This window comes from Streptomyces sp. NRRL F-2580 (assembly GCF_000720115.1).
Lineage (GTDB): Bacteria > Actinomycetota > Actinomycetes > Streptomycetales > Streptomycetaceae > Streptomyces.
Window position 1 is genome coordinate 39,475 of record NZ_JOIR01000004.1, and the last position, 17,645, is coordinate 57,119.

The following is a 17,645-nucleotide window of genomic DNA, read 5'->3' on the forward strand; positions in this document are numbered from 1 at the left end:
GTCACCTCGCGGAGTGGGTCAGGACCCGGTCGCCGGCCGTCGCGATCGCCGCGAGCTGCGGCTGGGCGATGGCCAGGTAGTCGGGGGTGGACAGGGCCACGGAACGGTCCAGGCGGGCCGCGTTGAAGTAGATCTCTTCGGTGAGGATCAGGCCCTCGTCGACGACGAGGTGCAGATCGGGGTGGAAGCTGAGCGGCATCACCGTGCCGCAGACGCTGCCGGCCAGGCGCTCGGCGATCTCCGGCGTCGCGAACGCGGTCCGGCCGCCGCCGAACAGCGAGCCGACCGCCTCCAGGTCGACCTGCCGGTCACCGGGCACCACCGCGAGCACGTACTTGCCGACCCGCTTGGTGATGCTCACGCGGACGACGATGCACTTCGCGGCCTGCTCCAGCGGATGGCCGCGCAGCACGCTCGCCAGGTCCGTGCGGCCTTCGGCGGGGTGGTCGATCAGGCGGTAGCGGGCCCGGTGCCCGTCGAGGTGGTCGAGCAGCCTCTGGTACATCACAGCTCCTCGCCGACGTAGTGCCAGTCCTCGGGATTGATCAGCCCGAAGGGGTTGACCGGAGCCACGCCCCGGAGGTTCTTGGCGACCTCCAGGAGGCGGAAGGGGAAGTTGGGCATCCAGATGACCGGGACCTGCTGCGCGATGTAGTCCTGGTAGGCGTAGAGGTCCTCCAGGTCGTCGCTGACCACCGTGCGTGCGATCAGTTCGTCGGCCTTCGGGTCGCTGTAGCTGCCGAAGTTGACCGAGGATCCGGTGGAGTAGAGGGCCTCTCCGGTGGGGTAGAAGCCCGGGCCGTAGCCCCAGCCGCCGTTCCAGTCGCTGAACTCCCACAGGCACGGGCTGTCGGGGCCCGGGGTGCAGGTGGTGTCCTCCAGGACCAGGACGCTCGCCTCGACCTCGGTGAGCTCGATCTCGATGCCGGCCTGCGCGGCGTCCGCGGCGAACTTGCGCATGACCGCGGTCAGCGTCTCGTGCCCCTTGGCGTACCGCATGGAGAAGCGCAGCGGGGTGCCGGCCGGGATGCCCTCTCCCGCCTCACCGGGTCCGGTGCCCTCGCGGACGCAGATGCCCGGGGTGGTGCTGGTGTCCCAGCCGTTCTCGGTCAGGCAGCGGCGGGCCGCGTCGATGTCGAAGGGGTACGGGTCCTCGTGCGCGGCGGGCGAGAGCAGCGGGCTGTCCGGCAGGGCCGGGATGGGCCCGGTGGTCGGGTAGCCGTAGCCCTTGTAGACGTCGCGGATGGCGCCCCGGGAGTCGAGGCTGGACTGGAGCGCTTGGCGGAAGTAGAGCTGCTTGAAGATCTTTCCGGCGACGGTGGGGTTGTTGAAGTTGATCGGGAAGTAATGGATCTTGTAAGTGAGCTGGGGCACGAGGTCGTAGTGCTCGCCGAGCGGGTTGGGCCCGCCCAGCTGCGGGTCCTCGGCCGGCTCGGTGACCTCGTCGAAGGGCAGGAAGCCGATCTGCACGCCGTCGATGGCCTCGGGGCCCCGGCGGAGCATCTCGTACTGGTCGGTGTCCGAGTCGGTGGGCACCAGCCGGAACTCGTCCAGGTAGGGCTTGTTGGGGCCGCAGTAGCGCTCGTTGGGCACCAGGACGCACTCGCCCGCGGTGCCGTCGATGGTGTAACTGCTGAGCTTCCAGGGTCCGTTGACCACGCTCCAGACGGGGCTGGTGTCCCAGCCCTTGCGCTCGTCGTTGCAGGCCCGCAGGTAGGCGTAGACCGCGGAGGCCTGGGCCGGGTCGTGGGTGGCGTCGGCCGGGCGGTCGTCGCCGGTGCGGTCCCAGGCCTTCGGCAGCGGGGTGATGGTGCTGAACTGGTTCATCAGCACCCAGTTGTGCGAGTAGGCGCGGTCGAAGGTGAAGCTGACCTTGTCCTCGGCGACCTTCTCGTAGCCGGCCAGGTTGTCCGGGAAGAAGCCCGGCGTGTAGCCGCCGAAGCTGTCCTTCTCGGCCTCCAGGAGGTGCATCCACAGCATCACGTTGTCGGCGTTGACCGTCTCGCCGTTCGACCACTCGTACGGCTTGACGGTGATCGTCGCCGTGAGTCCGTCCTCGCTCCACTCGGGGGGCTCGGCGAGGCTGCGCTCGTAGTCGACGGTCGGCTGGCCGCCGGTGCCGTACCAGTACAGCGGGCGGTACATGAGGGTCTGGAACTCGTGCAGGTTGGCCACCCCGTAGTACTCGCCGGGGGTGAACGGGAAGATGAAGACCGGGCTGAAGCCGCTGGTGCAGGCCCAGGTCACGCTGCCCCCGCGGAGCGGGGTGGTGGGCGGGGTCATCTCGGTACCTCCTCCAGTGCGGATTCGCCGCTGTCCGAGTGGGCTCCGTAGCGCTCCCAGCGCTCGTTGAGCCGGATCCGTCCGTCGTCGAGGAACTCGGGGGTGCTCCAGCACCTGCCGGCGATCACCTCGCCGTCCGCGAGGACCATCGTGTAGGCGAATTCGAGGTTTCCGTCGGGCTCCACGCGGCCGTTCAGCGAGCCCCGGCGGACGGGGCCGCCGTCGAAGTCGGCCCAGAGCAGGTCGCCTTCCTGGCGGTAGTGGCCGACGGGGGCGTCCTCGCCCGCCGGGTAACCGGTGTTGCGGAAACTTCTGCCGTCGTAGTCGATCACCGGTGTCGTATCTCCTGAGTGATGCACTTGACCGCGCCACCGGCCTTCAGCAGTTCCGACATGTCCACGCCGTGCACCTCGAAGCCGCGCTCGCGCAGCTCACCGATCAGGTGCGTGGCGGTCTCCGTCAGGACCACGTTCAGTCCGTCGCTGACCGCGTTCAGACCGAAGGCGTCGGCATCGTCCCGGGTCGCGAGGATCGCGTCCGGGTAGAGCTCCCGCAGCACCTCCCGGCTCTCTTCGGAGAAGGCGGCGGGGTAGTACGTCACCAGGTCGTCGTCGAGGACGCACAGTGCGGTGTCCAGGTGGTAGAAGCGGGGGTCGATCAGGTCCAGGCCGACCACCGGCAGGCCGAAGAACGCACGGAGCTCCTCGTGCGCGACGGGGTCGCTGCGGAATCCCGCACCGGCCAGCACGCGCCGGCCGGCCGGGGCGAAGTCCCCCTCGCCCTCGTTGACGTGCTCCGGGACGAGGACCTCGGTGTAGCCGTGCCCTTCGAACCAGGCCCGGTACGCGTCGGCCTCGGCCGCCCGCTCCCGGTGGCGGAACTTCGCGATGAGCACCTTGTCGTCGATCACGGTGGCGCCGTTGGCGGAGAACACCATGTCCGGCAGGCCCGGGACCGGGTCGATGAAGGAGACCTCGTGGCCGAAGCCGAGGTAGAGGTCCCGGATCCGCTCCCACTGGGCCAGCGCCAGCTCGGCGTCCATCGGCTTGTCGGGGTTCATCCACGGGTTGATCGCGTAGCTCACCTCGAAGTGGGTGGGCCGGCACATCAAGTAGTGGCGCTTGGTGGCCGTGCGCCGCGGGGTCTCAGCCATGCTCCGGCCTCATCTCCGTACGGATGCGGCTGGCCACGATGTGGGCGGTGCTCAGCGCCTCCTCCAGCGACTGGCCCGTGGCGCCCAGGAAGCCGAGGATGTTGTTGCCCGCCGGCGGACGCTTGATGACGGTCCCCGCAGTGGCCGTGATCTTCAGGAAGAAGACGGCGTCCGGGACCTCCGCGGGCACCTCGATCGACTCCACCGTGCCCGCCCCGCTGATCAGGCACATGGCGGCGGTGTGCACACCGGTCGGCGCGTAGTGCGCGACGTCGGGCCGGGTGCCCCGGGCCACGTCCACCACGCACTTGATGGGGTCGTGGCCGGCGCTGATCCGCGCCATGTGGTCCAGTCCGCCGCCGCCGGGGCGGATCGCTATCTCCAGGATGAAGGGCTTGCCCTGGTGGAACCTCACCTCCGCGTGCAGCACGGACCGGCGCAGTCCCTGGGCGTGGGCCGCGTCCCGGACCACCTCGTGGACCGCGGCCACCTGCTCGGGGGTCAGCGAGCTCGGCGCGTGGTGGACGTCGTCGTCGAAGGTCCCGCTCTCCACGGTGATCCGGTCCACGATCGAGCCGAGGTACACCTCGTCGTCCCAGGCCAGCGCCTCGATGAGGTGCTCGTGGCCGTCGAGGTAGCCCTCGACGATGATCCCGTTCGGGCCGAGGTCCAGGCCGTCCGCCTCCATCAGCGCCCAGGTCATGGTCTCGATGCCCAGGGTGGCGTCCGCGAAGCGGGCCGCCATCTCCTCGGGGTCGTCGACCTTGAAGACGAAGTTGCTGGCGGCGCCCAGGGTCGGCTTGAGGATCAGCGGGTAGCCCAGCTCCTCGCCGGCGGCCAGCGCGGCCTCGACGTCGGGGGCGTACCGGAAGCCGGGGTGCGCCGCGCTGCCGCGCTCGTGCGCCTGGCGCATCAGCAGCTTGTTGCGGCTGGTGCGGGCCGCCTCGAACCCGATGCTCGGCAGGCCGAGGGCCTCGGCGACGACCGCCACCGTGACGACCCCGGACTCCGAGAAGGTCAGGACCCCCTCGAACTCCTCCTCGGCGTGCCAGACCTTGGCGGCCGTGACGATGTCCTCGATGTGCTTGGATCCCGCGATCCGGTACCGCTCCGCGTCCCAGAAGTCCTCGGTGCCCAGTCCGTTGAGGACGTAGACCTCCGCTCCGAGCTCCTGGACCTGCTGGTAGCGGGAGATGTAGTAGGTGGCGTTCTGGCTGGCCTCGATGGCGAGCAGCTTCATCTCTGCCTCCCCCCTCAGACCTTGGCCGGGACGGACTCGCGGGCCTCGGCCTCGGCGGCGGGCTCGCTGATCCCTGCCGCGGCGGCGGGCTCGGCGGCGGGCCCGGCGATGGATTCAGTCTCCGCCGCGGCGGCCGCGGCGGCGACCTCGCGGTCGTGCTTGCTGAGCGAGATCACGGTGATGGTGGCGATGACGACGACCAGGGCGGAGAGGGCGTAGAAGCCGTTCTTCACGTTGGTGGAGTCGACCAGGAGCGAGATCAGGACGACGGCGGTGGTGCCGGCCGCGAGGCCGAAGGCGTTGGTGGCACCGAAGACGAAGCCGGTCTTCTCCTCGGGCGCCGCGCTCATCAGGGCGGTGCGGGCCGAGATGCGTGCCACGCAGAAGGCGATGGCGGCGAAGGGGATGACGGCCATCATCGCGTAGAGGTGGATGGACTCCATGGACAGGAGCACCGCGAAGGCGAGGTAGCCGATCAGGGCCGTCTTCAGCACGGTGGCCTTGGAGCTGATCTTCTTGAAGGCCCAGGCCGCGAACAGCGCACCGATGCCGAACAGGGCGTCGACGATGCCGAGGTAGCCGGCGTTGGACTTGAAGCCCTCGATGACCAGGACCAGCATGATGCTGTTGCCGACGATGATGACGATGTTGCCGATGATGTAGAGCACCGCGAGACGGGCCAGCGGCGGGCGGGAGACGGCCAGCTTGGCTGCGGCGGCCGACGCGGCCTTGGCCGCGGCCTCGGTGAGGGCCTGGCCGGCCGGACGACGGCCGATGAAGAAGAGCAGGACGGCGGAGAGCAGGAACGTGATCGCGTTGAAGTAGAAGAGCGACGTGGTGCCGACCCAGACGATCACCCAGCCGCCGAGGGCCGCCGAGGCGAGCGTGCCGGCCTGGATGGCGATCTCGGCGTTGCCGTTGAACTGGGCGAGCCGGGACTCCGGGATGCGCTCCTTGATCAGGGCGTTGCTGGCCGGGAAGAAGAGGGCCGCGGAGATCGACAGGATGAAGCTGGCGACGTAGCTGACGGTCGACGGGTTGCCGCCGAGGGCCAGCCAGAGCGGCAGACCGATCGCGGCGGCGGCGCTGGCCAGGTCGGAGACCATCGCCAGGGTCCGGCGGTCGAAGCGGTCGGCGAGCTTGCCGAAGAACAGGGAGAGCGCCACCTGCGGGATGGTGACGGCGATCATCAGCCAGCTCACCGCGAGCATGGTGTTGGCCTCGGTGAAGACCAGGTACGAGGCGGCGGTGAGCTGGATGCCGTTGCCGAGGTTGGTGATGAAGGTCGCGGGGATGAGCAGGCGTTCTGCCCGATTGGGACGGGGCGGGGCGATCGTGGACACAGTGCTCCTCGGAGGTCAGGCTCGGATGTCGGCCGGCTCGGCCACGGGCGCGAACGCCCCGACCGCGGTGGACAGGAGGGGGAGTCGCAGCGGAGCGACGGGGTCGGTGGTGAACGCCCCGGCCGGCAGGGTCAGATCGGCCCCGGCCCGCTCGGCACGGGCCGCGAGGTCGACGAGCAGCGGAGCGGCGCAGGCCGTCAGCGTCCGGACGGCGAGGACCAGGTCACCGAGGTCGCTCGGGACGTCCACGGCCACCCGGTCCGCCTGCTTCAGCAGCCGGTCGAGGTGGACGACGACCAGGTCCGCCGCCCGGTGGAGGCTGAAGCTCTCCAGCTCGTAGTGGGAGCGGAAGCGCTCGACGACGATGCCCGCGTGGTCGGCGCCGGTCCGCGACACCGGGAGCAGCGCGTCCGCCGGGACGGCGGCGAGCAGTTCCTCCACGCGGCGGGCGAGCCGGTTCCACGGCTCGACCAGCCGGGAGCTCGCCAGGGTGTCGAGCGCCTCGCGGCTGAAGTTCGTCCGGGAGTGCTCCGGCGCGGTGAGCGCCAGGTAGAAGCGGACCAGGTCGCGGGGTACCTCGGCCACCAGATCGGCGGCCCAGACCACGTGGCCTTTGCTTGTTGAGAACTTCTGGTTCTCCAGCTCGTAGAACTCGTTCGACACGATGGCGTGTGGCTCGACGTACCGGTCGCCGTGCGCCATCAGCAGGGCCAGGTGCGTCATTCCCCAGAAGTAGACGTTGTCGAATCCGAGGAAGTACACGAGGTCGATGCCGTGCTCGGACAGCCAGTGCTCGTCGTACCGGTCGGTGTGCTCACCGAGCTGCTCGGCCGCGTACCACGTGCAGTACATCGAGGCGGCCATGCCCTCGGCCCAGGCGTTGAGGACCTGTCCGGGCGTCTCGACGAACGGCGCCGGGATGCCCCAGCCGGTGGGGTAGGTGATCGGGAAGTCCGGAAGCGGACGCTCCAGCGCCTCGCGGACCAGCTGCGCGGTGTGCGGCCGCAGCACGTCCCGGTGCCGGACGTAGTAGTCGGCGAGGCGGTCGCGGTACTCCTCCATCGGCAGGACGAGGATCTGCGCCTCGCGGTGCGTGACCACGGCGTCCGGGTCGACGGTGGAGCGCGGACGCAGCAGCTCGTCGAAGTTGTTGGGGTGTCCGCAGGACTCGCAGAGTCCGCCGCGGCTCTCCACCAGGCACACCGGGCAGTCGCCGGCGACCAGGCCCTCCATGAGGTACTCGCCGGTGGCCTCCACGTACGGCAGGCGCACGGTCTTCAGCCGGAACGCGCCGTCGTTGTGGAGGTCGGTGACGAAGTCGATGACGGTCTGCCGGTACCCCTTGTCGAAGGGGGCGAAGCCGTCCACGGAGATGCCCGCCGCCTCCAGGGTGGCGCGGATCTGCGTCGCGGAGCGCAGGGCCAGCTCCTCCGGCGTCAGGCCGGCCTTGGCCGCGCTGGACACCACGTAGGTCTGGCTGTCGTCGGTGCCGCTGGTGAAGATCACCGGGCGGCCGGAGGCCCGCAGGTAGCGCGCGTGCACGTCACCGGCCAGGTACGGGCCCGCCAGGTGCCCGGTGTGCAGATCCCCGTTGGGGGTCGGCGGCGGCGCGATGATGACCGTACGGCGTGTCATGCCTGGGCTCCTTCGTGGCGTGCTGCGAACCGCTGCGTCATGTCGAGGTCCCACCAGACCGAATACATCTCGAAGTCCTCCGCGGACTCGTTGATCACCCGGTGGTCCGAGCCGGGAGCGAAGTAGACGATGTCGCCGGTCACGAGGGGCTTGCGGACGCCCTGCGACTCCAGGACCGCGGTGCCGGAGACGGCGATGAAGATCTCGTACTCGTGGTGGGCGTGCGCCGTCGACGCGGTGCCGGGGCGTATCACGCACCAGGACCCCTCGAAGGGGGCGTTGAGCTCGGGCCAGGGCAGCAGGCGCTGGGCGTCCAGCCCGTTCTCGTGCGTCAGTGCGTCGCGGTCGAGTTGCTTGGTGAGCATGGGGGGCGTTCTCTCCTCGTCAGGCGGGTACGGCTCGTGAGGGGCGCGCGGGATTCAGACCGCGCCGGCGAGTGCCAGCTCGCGCTCCTGGGCCGGGATGTCCAGCGATCTCGTCCGGCGGTGCGCGAGGATGTCCTCGGTGATCTCGGCGGAGCGGCCGGCGAGCACGCTGAGCAGCGAGTCGGCGATGCCGTGGGTGGCCTCGTTGACGCCCTGCAGGTAGCAGGCGGCGGTCGCCGGGCGGCCCAGGTCGAGCCGGTACTTCCGGCTCACGTTGATCTCGTCGAGTCCGATCGACTGCGCGAGGGCCTTGACCGCCCACGGCATCTCGCGGACGAAACCGGTGCCCAGGAGCACGAGGTCCGTGCGCATCTCCCGCTCGGCACCCGACTTGCGGTCGACGAGGGTCAGGACGATCTCCTCGCCGTCCATCCGCGCGCCGGTCACGTCGGTCATGGGGTGGAGCGCCAGGCGCTCCTGGCCGCTGCGGCGGTCCTGGTAGAACTGGCGGTAGAGGCCGTCGAGGGTGGCCGGGGACAGACCGCCGTAGTTGGAGCGGTACATCTCGGCGAGCAGCTGCTGGCGGGCCTCGGGCGAGGACTCGTAGAACTCGTCGATGAAGGACGTGTAGTACAGCTCATTGGTGAACTTGCTGCTCTCGTAGCCGTTCAGCCCGATCGAGCGCATGATCATGGTCGGCCTGCACTCGGGCAGGTCCCGCAGCGCGGCGCCGAACAGCTCGGCCGCGCTCTGCGCCCCGCCGATGACCGCGACCCGGTGCGGCAGGTCCGCGCGCACCTCGGCGATGCGGTGCGTGTACTGCGTGCTGTGGATGACGCGCTCGGCCGGCAGGCCGTCGAACACCGCGGGGACGTGGGCGTCGCGGCCGGCGCCGATGACCAGGTAGCGGCAGCCGATGGTGTCGCCGTTGGCGAGGGTGACCACCCAGCCGGAGAGCTCGCCGTCCGCACCGTTCACGGCCTCGACGGAGGTGCACTCGCGGCCGTATTCGACCTTTACGGTGGCCAGTTCGTCGGCCACCCACTGCAAGTACTCGGATATCTCACTGCGGTACGGAACGAAGCTGGCCAGGTTGACGAAAGCGTCGAGCCGTTCCTGCGAGTGAAGGAAGTTGACGAAGGAAAAGCGGCTGCACGGATTGCGCATGGTGACCAGGTCCTTGAGGAAGGAGACCTGGCTGAGCGCGTCGGGCAGCAGCATGCCGCGCTGCCACACGATGTCCTGCTCGCGCTCGATCAGCAGGGTGTCGCCGGCCAGCTCGGGGGCGAGCTCCTCGACGGCGACCGCCAGCGCGAGGTTCGCCGGTCCTGCACCGACTGCGAGCAGTTCGACGTTGCGATGCGCCATGGAAGTACCTCCAGATGGAACAGGTGGACAGGTTCGTACGGTCGGGCAGGACGGTCCGGGGTCTCTTTCCCGTCCTTGCGTCGCCTCCCGAAACCGGGTGATGTCCACATTCCACGGGAGCGCCCGATTGCCCGGAAGCGAAGTCGGACACGGACAATCAACTCTGCGGAGGGCCTGGTCAGAGGGTTGATTGACCGGTGTTCCCGTCTACTTCCGGTCAATGCGGAACGCCTTTTCCATTGGCCGCAGTGATCAGTCGCGTTCGCGCTTCCGGCCGGCCCGCACATCCCGCGGGCCGCCGGGCCTCCCTCCCCACCCCATGATCAGGAGCCCTCGTGCCGCTCACCGAGCCCATCACCCCCGCCGGCGCTCTCTACCGTTCCGAAAGCCCCACCCGGGTCGCCACCCGCCGCCGTCTGCTGATGTGCCGGCCCCGGCACTACGACGTCACGTACTCGATCAACCCGTGGATGAACCCGCAGCACGCCACCGACAACGCCCTCGCGGTCAAGCAGTGGGAGGGGCTGCGCGAGCTCTACCTCGAACTCGGCCACGTGGTCGAGGAGATAGACCCCATCGAGGGCCTGCCCGACATGGTGTTCGCGGCCAACGGCGCCACCGTGGTCGACGGCAAGGTCTTCGGGGCCCGTTTCCGCCACGCGGAGCGCACCGCCGAGGGGCCCGCGTACCTGAGATGGCTGGAAGGCCGCGGTTACACGGACACGCTGTGGCCCGAGTACGTCAACGAGGGCGAGGGCGACATCCTCACCGTCGGGCGGCGCCTGCTGGCCGGCACCGGATTCCGCACCGACCCGCGCTCACACGCGGAGGCCCAGGAGTTCTTCGGCCTCCCGGTCACCTCGCTGACACTGGTGAACCCGGAGTTCTACCACCTGGACACGGCGCTCTCCGTGCTGTCGGACGACGAGGTCATGTACTACCCGGCCGCCTTCTCCCAGGGCAGCCAGGCGGTGCTGCGCGCCATGTTCCCCGGCGCGATCCTGGCCGACGCCGAGGACGCCGCCGTGTTCGGGCTCAACGCCTTCTCCGACGGCCGCCACGTGCTGCTGCCCGCCGCGGCCACCGGTCTGCACGCCAAGCTGCGCGCGCGGGGCTTCGAGCCGATCGGGGTCGAGCTCTCCGAGCTGCTCAAGGCCGGCGGCAGCGTCAAGTGCTGCACGCTGGAACTCCGCGACCGCTGAGCGGGAAGGTGACGGCCCGCGCCTTCCGTGCCGGCGCGGCGGCACGGAAGGCGGGACGGGCAGGGGGGCGGCCGGGCACGACCGGTCCGCCCGTCACACGGTGGCCGGCCGGCAGCTGCGGCACCCCCTGAATCCGGCGGCGGCGGCCTCGTCGGCCGAGGTGAACGGCACCTCGTGCCGGGCGGTGATCCGCCGCGCGTGCGCGCACGTCGGATAGCAGAAGATCCGCGTGGTCCCGCTGCCAAGGAAACGGGCACCGAGGCGCACGAACCGCTCCACCCGCTCGGCGTCCACGCCCTCCCATTCCCGCAGTCCCCGCTCGAATCCGGCCGGCAGCCCGCAGTCCGCCGGCAGCCCGTCGTCGCGGCACACCCGGTGCGCCGGTACGAGCACGGGCACGGGATTGGCCCGGACCGCCGCCATCACCTCCGCGGGGGCGAGGCCGGGCAGTCCGGCCTCGCGGGCCAGCCAGGCCGTCGGGCGCAGCTGCCCGAACGGGATGAGCCGGGTGGCCTGGAGGACCGCGCGCTGTTCCCCGGGCAGCGGCCCGAAGTCGTAGCGCAGGGTCCGGTCCCGCCCGCGCAGGGCCCGCGCCAGACCCGGCGGGGGCTTGGCCCCCGAGAGCACCGACCGCCGGGTCCGGGCCCGGTAGGCCTCCTCGAACTCCCCGTCGTCGGCGTACCAGTCCGTGGCGGCGGCACCCGTCACCGCTCCCCGCCCGTGAGCGACGTAGAGGGGGCCGACCGGGGAGTCGGCGCGTACGTAGCAGTCGTAGCGGTGCGCCGGAACACCGGCGCGCTCCAGCACACGTACCGCGAACCCCGCGGGTGCCACCTCGCGCAGGGTGCCCAACTCGTCCGGCAGTCTCATCCCGCCGCCTCCTTCCGTTCCTCTCGGGCCGGTCCGTACCGGGTGCGGTCGACGGCCAAGGCGGGCTCGGCGCGCAGAGTGGCCAGACCCCGCGACACCTGCGCCTTCACCGTTCCGACCGGACAGTCCAGGACCGTGGCCATTTCCTGGTAGCTCAGCTCGCCGATGTACCGCAGGACCACCGGCAGCCGGTGGTGGTCCGGCAGACCCGACAGCGCGGCCACCAGCCGGGCCCGCCGCGCCCCGTCGAGGGCGCGCTGTTCCGGCCCCGGAGCGTCGTCCAGGGTCTCGGCACACGTCGCTTCGACACCGTCGGCCACGCCGGGCCGGCGGCTCAGGGTGCGCAGGTGGTTGCGCCACACGTTCGCCGCGATGGTGAGCAGCCAGGCACGCGGCTGGAGCTGCCGACGGCGCTCGGCGGAGTACGCGCGCAGAGCCGAATAGGCCCGCAGGAAGGTCTCCTGCCCCAGGTCGTCGGCTTCCCGCGCGGAGCCCGAGAGACGCAGCAGAACGGAGCGCACGGCACCCGCCTGGGTGCGGACGAGTTCGGTGAACCCGTCGTCCAGGTCGGTCGCGAGCAGTTCCGTCAGCGGGAGCGGCATCTCGTCCATCGTCCTGGTAAACACCGGACCGCGCGAGACCGTTGCACCGGGCGCACGCCGGCACACAACAATTTTTCGCTTCTGGCCAAAACAACGGTGTTCTTGGCCAGAATCCACCCGTGATGGTCAAGGCTTTGGAGTTACGGTCGGATCGTGGGCGCTGAACCGCGCCCCCACGGTTCGAATTGTTCATGGTCCTGCGGGATTTCGGGGGACACGATGTCAACCATTGTGCACGGGGTATTGGGAAAATCTTTTTCCGGGCGTTGTCCTCTCCCGCTCTTTCCTGTCGCGGCGCGCCGTCCTGCACCGCGCAGTGACCCGATATCCGAAGATCCCAAAAGATCCCAACGGACTGCGTCCCGCGCGTTCCGTCGCCGCGCACCTTCCGCTCGCAGCCGCTGGAATGGGACCACCGCGCTGCACCTCAGCCACCAGGGGGAACGTTGGAGAACCGCGTTTTCGGGACGAGATCCACGGAGGACTGCGGCTGGTCGTTCGGTGAACGGCTGCGCTCGTTCCGGGGGCGGGCCGGCCTGCCCCAGCACGAACTGGCGGAGCGCGCCGGAGTGAGCGTGCGGACGCTGCGCGACATCGAGCAGGGCCGGGTGCTCCGCCCGCAGACCCGGACCATGCAGCTGCTGGCCGACGCGCTGGGCCTCGACGCGGACGCGGCGCGCCAGCTCTCCTTGCCCGCGCGCGGTGCCGTACGCCCCGCCGGCGGGCGACCCGGTGACCGGCGCCCTGGTGACGAGCGCCTCCACATCGGCATCCTCGGGCCGCTCTCCGTCCGGTACCGGGGCGCCGAGACACCCGTACAGGCGACGAAAGTACGGCGCTTACTGGCCCTGCTGGCGCTCCAGCACCCGGAGCCGGCCAGCCTGGGGGAGATCACCCACGCCCTGTGGCCGAACGACCCGCCCCGCTCGTACCAGAGCCTGGTCCACACCTACGTCAGCCAGGCGCGCCGGCTGCTGCTGCCCTCCGACTCCGTCGCCGGGTTGCCCGCCGAGTCGTTCCTGACGCGTACGCCTACCGGGTACGCCCTGGCCCTGGATCGCGACCAGGTCGACCTGACCCGCTTCCAGGACCTTTCGCTGCGGGCGCGGCAGGCGCACCGGGCCGGGGACGCGGCGGCCGCCCACGAGCTGGCCGGACGCGCCTACCGGTGCTGGCGCGGCCCCCTCTTGGGCGGCGAACCGCTGCTGCCGCACCATCCCGCCGCCACGGCGGCCGCCCGGGAACGGGTGGAGAGCCTGCTGCTGTACGCCGACCTCGCCCTGCACCTGCACCGGCCCGGTCAGGTGGTGCAGGAGCTGCGCGGCGCCGCCGAGGAGGAGCCGCTGCACGAGGGCCTCCAGGCAGCGCTGATGCTCGCGCTGGCGAGCTGCGGGGAACAGCAGGAGGCGCTGCGGGTCTTCGCCGCGGTGACGGACGGGCTCGACCAGGAACTGGGCGTCCAGCCGGGCGCCGAACTGCGCCGCGCCCATCTGCGGATCCTGCACCAGGAACTTCCGTGGCCGAGGACGGGACCGGTGGCCGAACGGACGCCTGCCGGCCCGGCGGCGCCCGTACGGCGGCCGGCCACCGCGCCGCCGCCGCGGCCCCGGCCGTCCCAGATTCCGGCCGCGAGCACGGGATTCGTCGGCCGCGGCGCCGAGCTGGACCAGCTGGACCGGCTCCTGCTGCTGCCCGCCGGCGAGCGGGGCGGACAGGTCCCGGCGGCGCTGATCACGGGCTTTCCCGGAGTGGGCAAGACGGCGCTCGCCGTGCGCTGGGCGCACCGGGCGAGAGAGCGCTTCCCGGACGGGCAGTTGTACGGCGACCTGCACGGGTACGGCGACCGGCGCGCCCTGGACCCGGGGAGGGTGCTCGCCTCGTTCCTGCGGGCGCTGGGCGTGCGGGACACGGAGATCCCCGACACCCTCGACGAGGCCGCGAACCTGTACCGCACCCTGCTGTCGGACAGGCGGATGCTGATCGTGCTGGACAACGCCCGCGAGGAGAGCCAGATCCGGCCGCTGGTGCCGGGGACGGCGCGGTGCGCGGTCCTGGTCACGAGCCGCAACACCCTGCCGGGGCTGGTGGCCCGGGACGGTGTGCCCCGGATCGACCTCGACGTGCTCGACCGGGACGAGGCGCTCGCACTGCTGGGCCAGCTGGTGCGCGGCGGCCGCGTGGAGGCCGAGCCGCTGGCCGCGATGGCACTGGTCCGGCACTGCGGCGGGCTCCCGCTGGCGATCCGGCTGCTCGCGGCCCGGCTCGCGGAGTATCCCGGGAGCGGTATCGCCCAGCTCTGCGTCGAGTTGCAGGAGGCCGGGGCGTTCGCGGACCTGCCCGTCGCGAGCGACGACCTGTTCGCCGCGGCCCACGCGGCGTTCGAACCCTCCTACCGGTCCATGCCGGAACCCGTGCGCCGCTGTTTCCGGCTGCTCGCGCGGACCGGGGGACGGCTGGTCAACGCGTACACCATGGCGGACCTGGCGCAGACGACCCCGCCGGAGGCGACGCACGTGCTGCGGCGCCTGGTCGGTGCGAGCCTGCTCCGCGAGGGCGTGCCCGGCCGCTTCTCGCTCCCCGCGCCGCTCCTGCGCTACGCGCGCAGGCTGGCGCTGCGGGAGGACACGGAGCGGTTGCACGCGGTGTGACGCGGCGGCGGCCGCGTCATCCGCCGAGTGCCAGCCGGACGGCGAACACGCCGAACACGACGGCGGTGAGCCCGTCGGCGATGCGCAGCGTCCGCGGGGACCGCAGGTGCCGGGCGAGCCGGTGGACCAGTCTCATCCAGGTCAGGAGCCAGATCAGGCCCAGGGCCAGGTAACAGGCCGCCAGCAGGGGCACTCCCGCCTCGGGGGTCATGCCGACGGGCACGAACTGCGGCAGGAACGCCATCAGGAAGATGCCCACCTTGGGGTTGGACCCGGTGCACAGCAGGCCCTGCACGAAGGCCTGCCGTTCGGAGGGGCCGGCTGCCGTGACCGCGGCGGCCCCGGCCGGAACCGCCCCGGCCTCCGGAACGGTCCCGGCCGCCGCGCCCTCGGAGCCGGCCGGGCGGGAGAACCGCCGCAGGGCGAGCACCGCCCAGCCGAGCAGGACGAGCGCGCCGGCCCACCGGAAGGCCGCGAACAGCTCCGGGCTGGCGGCGAGCAACGCGGCCAGCCCGGCCGCACCTAGCCCGGCCTGGACGGCCCCCGCGGTGATCATCCCGAGGGCCGCCGCGGTGGCCACCCTCAGGGACCCGTTCAGCACCAGACCCGTGATCAGGACGAGGTCGGGGCCCGGCATCATGATCACGATCAGGGAACTCACCAGGAACGCGGCGGTGTTGATCTCTACTCCTGGATGGACAGGAGGCGCTCCGCCGCTCGGACCGCCTCGTAGTCGCGCCGGATCTGCTCCTCGTCGGGGTGGGCGAGGATCACGAACCCGAAGTTGAGGCTGTCGACCAGGTCCCGGGTGGCGCGGACGTGGTCGCCGTCGTTCAGGCTCTGCACCGAGAAGTGGTGACTGGGCAGGTCACGGATGAACTCCAGGGCCGCCGTGCCGGAGACGGTCCCGGTGCGGGGCGCGATGTGGAAGACGCACATCTGGTGCAGGAGCAGCTCGTAGCCCTGCGGGAGTTCGCCCCCGGTCAGCCACCGCACGGTCCGGTCGATCTGGCTGTCGGAGGTGGCGTTGCGGTTGAAGCGCGGCTGGCCGCCTCCGTGCGGGCGGGCACCGAGCTCGATGAGCAGCGGACCCTCGGCGGTGCCCATCACCTCGACGTGGGCCGAACCGAAGCGCAGGCCCACCGCGTCCAGGACCCCGAAGACGTACTCCGTGAGGCCCGGGATGGCCGGGTCGTCCGGCGGGAGCCACCGCATGGTGTCGTAGACGGCCATGTGCGGGCCGTTGTCGACCTTGCGGTAGGCACACACGTCGACCACGGCGTGCTTCCCGTCGTGGCTGAAGGTGTCGATCACGTACTCGGTGCCGGTGACGAACTTCTGGACGATGAGCCGGTCGTCCGTCTCGCCGAACTGGTTGGTCCGGCCGAGCTGGCGGCCGAAGACCGCCCGCCAGTCCGCGCCGCCCGCCAGTTTGATCACGCCGTCGGTGCTGGCGCTCTTGGGCGGTTTGACCACCAGGTCCGCCCCGGCCAGGCCCTCGCGTTCCAGCCAGGCCGCCACCTCCTCGGCGTCGTCGGTGCAGATCTGCGGGATGACCGGCAGGCCGGCCGCCGCGACGGCGGCCGCCATGCTGCTCTTGTCCCGCCGGGCCGCGGCCAGTTCGGGCACGTTGCTGCGCGCGGGCACCACCCGGGGGGCGAGGCGCTCGGCCAGTTCCACCCCGGACTCGCAGCCGGCCAGGACGGCCCGCGGATCCAGCTCCCGCAACCGCTCGACGACCGGCTCCAGGTCCCCCTCGTACACGATGGTCTCGGCGAAGTCCTGCGGCCGCCACGAGGAGGCGTAGGCCTCCGGCGGGCGGGGGCCCGTGACCACCGCCACCACCGGGACGCCGTGTCCGGTCAGCGGCTCGGCGAAGAGGGCCCCCGAGGAGTAGGGGTCGACGATCACGCAGGGCCCGTCGCCCCGCGGTGCGCCCGTCCCCCGGTCAGCGTCCGTCACGGCCGGCCGCCTTTCCGTCCTGACCGGCCGGCGCGGCCAGAGCGGCCACGGCGTCGCAGTAGCGCGCGAAGAACTCCCCGGCCGGTTCGCTGATGCGGCGGGCGCGCACCGGAGCGTGCACCATGCCCGGCTCCATGACGTACGTCACCGGCGTCCCGTTCTGCCGCAGCCGTTCGGTGTACTTCTCGGCGTCGACGCGCAGCGAGTCCATCTCGCAGCCCACCACGTAGGCGGGCGGCAGGTCGTGGAAGTCTCCGGTCAGCAGCGGCGAGACGTACGGGTCCTCCGCCTGTTCGGGCTCGGGGCAGTAGCAGGCGGTGTAGAACTCCATCTCGCCGCCGGAGAGCAGGGGGGCGTCCTCGCCGCCGTGCCGCCACCGGGTGAAGTCCAGGACCGGGCTGATCACGGCCTGTCCGCGCAGCCGGGGGCCGCCCCGGTCGCGCGCCATCATCGAGAGGACCACGGCCATGTTGGCCCCCGAGCTCTCCCCGCAGAGCACCGCGGCGTCGGGGTCGATGCCGTCGAGCCCGAGCGCGGGCAGGTCGGCCAGGGTTGCGCACAGGCCGGCGTAACAGTCCTCCAGCGGACCGGGGTACGGGTTCTCCGGGGCCATGCCGAAGTCCAGGGCGACCGCCACCAGACCGGTGCGGTCGGCGAGTTCGGCGACCAGGCTGTGGTGGCTGTGGAGCGAGCCGATGACGAAGCCGCCGCCGCGTATGTAGAACAGCGGGGCGTCGCCCGTGCGCCGGGCCGGTTCGTAGACGCGGATCCGGGCGGTGCGGCCCGCGTGGGTGACGGTCGCGTCCCGGTGGCTGACCCCCTCGGGCAGCGGGATGGGCAGCACCTCGGTCAACGCGTCGTACAGGGCGCGCTGTCGTTCGACGGGGTAGGTGTAGAAGTCGGGTGGCAGGGCGCCGTCGACGGTCTCCACGAACTTCTCGATGCCGTCTGCGTAGGCCATGGGCAGCTTCGCT

The 17,645-nt window shown here is 71.3% G+C and carries 16 protein-coding genes; 2 read left to right on the forward strand and 14 right to left on the reverse strand.

Annotated elements, in window-relative coordinates; all coding sequences use genetic code 11:
• Position 1 precedes the first annotated feature (1 nt).
• Genes IF88_RS0104915 through IF88_RS0104955 form a run of 9 tightly spaced genes read right to left on the reverse strand, consistent with a single transcriptional unit; the run spans position 2 to position 9,387 of the window.
• Complete coding sequence (locus IF88_RS0104915; RefSeq protein WP_030707646.1) at positions 2–505, reverse strand: YbaK/EbsC family protein; 504 nt, start codon at positions 503–505, stop codon at positions 2–4.
• The gene (locus IF88_RS0104920) at positions 505–2,283 is read right to left on the reverse strand and encodes an ABC transporter substrate-binding protein (RefSeq protein WP_030707648.1); all 1,779 of its coding nucleotides are present in this window, start codon (positions 2,281–2,283) and stop codon (positions 505–507) included. The genes IF88_RS0104915 and IF88_RS0104920 overlap by 1 nt, the downstream gene beginning before the upstream one ends.
• On the reverse strand, positions 2,280–2,615 hold the full coding sequence (locus IF88_RS0104925; RefSeq protein WP_030707650.1) for a hypothetical protein: 336 nt from the start codon (positions 2,613–2,615) through the stop codon (positions 2,280–2,282). Before IF88_RS0104925 ends, IF88_RS0104920 begins: the two co-directional genes overlap by 4 nt.
• Positions 2,612–3,436, reverse strand: coding sequence for a dimethylargininase (gene ddaH / locus IF88_RS0104930; RefSeq protein ID WP_030707652.1), 825 nt, complete (start codon positions 3,434–3,436; stop codon positions 2,612–2,614). The genes IF88_RS0104925 and ddaH (IF88_RS0104930) overlap by 4 nt, the downstream gene beginning before the upstream one ends.
• Positions 3,429–4,676, reverse strand: a complete 1,248-nt coding sequence (locus IF88_RS0104935) for an ATP-grasp domain-containing protein (protein WP_030707654.1) — start codon at positions 4,674–4,676, stop codon at positions 3,429–3,431. The genes ddaH (IF88_RS0104930) and IF88_RS0104935 overlap by 8 nt, the downstream gene beginning before the upstream one ends.
• A 14-nt stretch (positions 4,677–4,690) precedes the next feature.
• Positions 4,691–6,019, reverse strand: coding sequence for an MFS transporter (locus IF88_RS0104940; protein ID WP_051836475.1), 1,329 nt, complete (start codon positions 6,017–6,019; stop codon positions 4,691–4,693).
• A 15-nt stretch (positions 6,020–6,034) separates the two neighbouring features.
• Positions 6,035–7,654 (reverse strand): class I tRNA ligase family protein, encoded by a 1,620-nt coding sequence (locus IF88_RS0104945; protein WP_030707657.1) that lies wholly within the window; start codon positions 7,652–7,654, stop codon positions 6,035–6,037.
• Positions 7,651–8,019: a cupin domain-containing protein gene (locus tag IF88_RS0104950; RefSeq protein WP_030707659.1), complete on the reverse strand. Its 369-nt coding sequence runs from the start codon at positions 8,017–8,019 to the stop codon at positions 7,651–7,653. Before IF88_RS0104950 ends, IF88_RS0104945 begins: the two co-directional genes overlap by 4 nt.
• A 54-nt stretch (positions 8,020–8,073) precedes the next feature.
• A complete protein-coding gene (locus IF88_RS0104955; RefSeq protein ID WP_030707661.1) occupies positions 8,074–9,387 on the reverse strand; it encodes a SidA/IucD/PvdA family monooxygenase in 1,314 nt (437 codons plus the stop codon).
• 335 nt (positions 9,388–9,722) lie between these two features.
• Here IF88_RS0104955 and ddaH (IF88_RS0104960) point away from each other — a divergent pair, with 335 nt between their 5' ends.
• Positions 9,723–10,589: a dimethylargininase gene (gene ddaH, locus IF88_RS0104960; protein ID WP_030707664.1), complete on the forward strand. Its 867-nt coding sequence runs from the start codon at positions 9,723–9,725 to the stop codon at positions 10,587–10,589.
• A 93-nt stretch (positions 10,590–10,682) separates the two neighbouring features.
• Here the strand turns inward: ddaH (IF88_RS0104960) and IF88_RS0104965 are convergent, their stop codons facing one another.
• Complete coding sequence (locus IF88_RS0104965) at positions 10,683–11,459, reverse strand: MGMT family protein (protein ID WP_078892720.1); 777 nt, start codon at positions 11,457–11,459, stop codon at positions 10,683–10,685.
• Positions 11,456–12,070, reverse strand: coding sequence for an RNA polymerase sigma factor (locus IF88_RS0104970; RefSeq protein WP_051836477.1), 615 nt, complete (start codon positions 12,068–12,070; stop codon positions 11,456–11,458). Before IF88_RS0104970 ends, IF88_RS0104965 begins: the two co-directional genes overlap by 4 nt.
• A 437-nt stretch (positions 12,071–12,507) precedes the next feature.
• Between IF88_RS0104970 and IF88_RS0104975 the strand changes: the two genes are divergently transcribed.
• Positions 12,508–14,709 (forward strand): BTAD domain-containing putative transcriptional regulator, encoded by a 2,202-nt coding sequence (locus IF88_RS0104975; protein ID WP_051836479.1) that lies wholly within the window; start codon positions 12,508–12,510, stop codon positions 14,707–14,709.
• 16 nt (positions 14,710–14,725) lie between these two features.
• On the opposite strand, the gene IF88_RS0104980 is transcribed toward IF88_RS0104975, so the two are convergent.
• The 3 genes from IF88_RS0104980 to IF88_RS0104990 are packed head-to-tail and all read right to left on the reverse strand — an operon-like array spanning position 14,726 to position 17,632.
• The gene (locus IF88_RS0104980; RefSeq protein ID WP_051836481.1) at positions 14,726–15,370 is read right to left on the reverse strand and encodes a LysE family translocator; all 645 of its coding nucleotides are present in this window, start codon (positions 15,368–15,370) and stop codon (positions 14,726–14,728) included.
• A 23-nt stretch (positions 15,371–15,393) separates the two neighbouring features.
• Positions 15,394–16,671 (reverse strand): ATP-grasp domain-containing protein, encoded by a 1,278-nt coding sequence (locus tag IF88_RS0104985; protein ID WP_051836483.1) that lies wholly within the window; start codon positions 16,669–16,671, stop codon positions 15,394–15,396.
• Positions 16,658–17,632 (reverse strand): alpha/beta hydrolase, encoded by a 975-nt coding sequence (locus IF88_RS0104990; RefSeq protein WP_051836486.1) that lies wholly within the window; start codon positions 17,630–17,632, stop codon positions 16,658–16,660. The genes IF88_RS0104985 and IF88_RS0104990 overlap by 14 nt, the downstream gene beginning before the upstream one ends.
• Positions 17,633–17,645 lie beyond the last annotated feature (13 nt).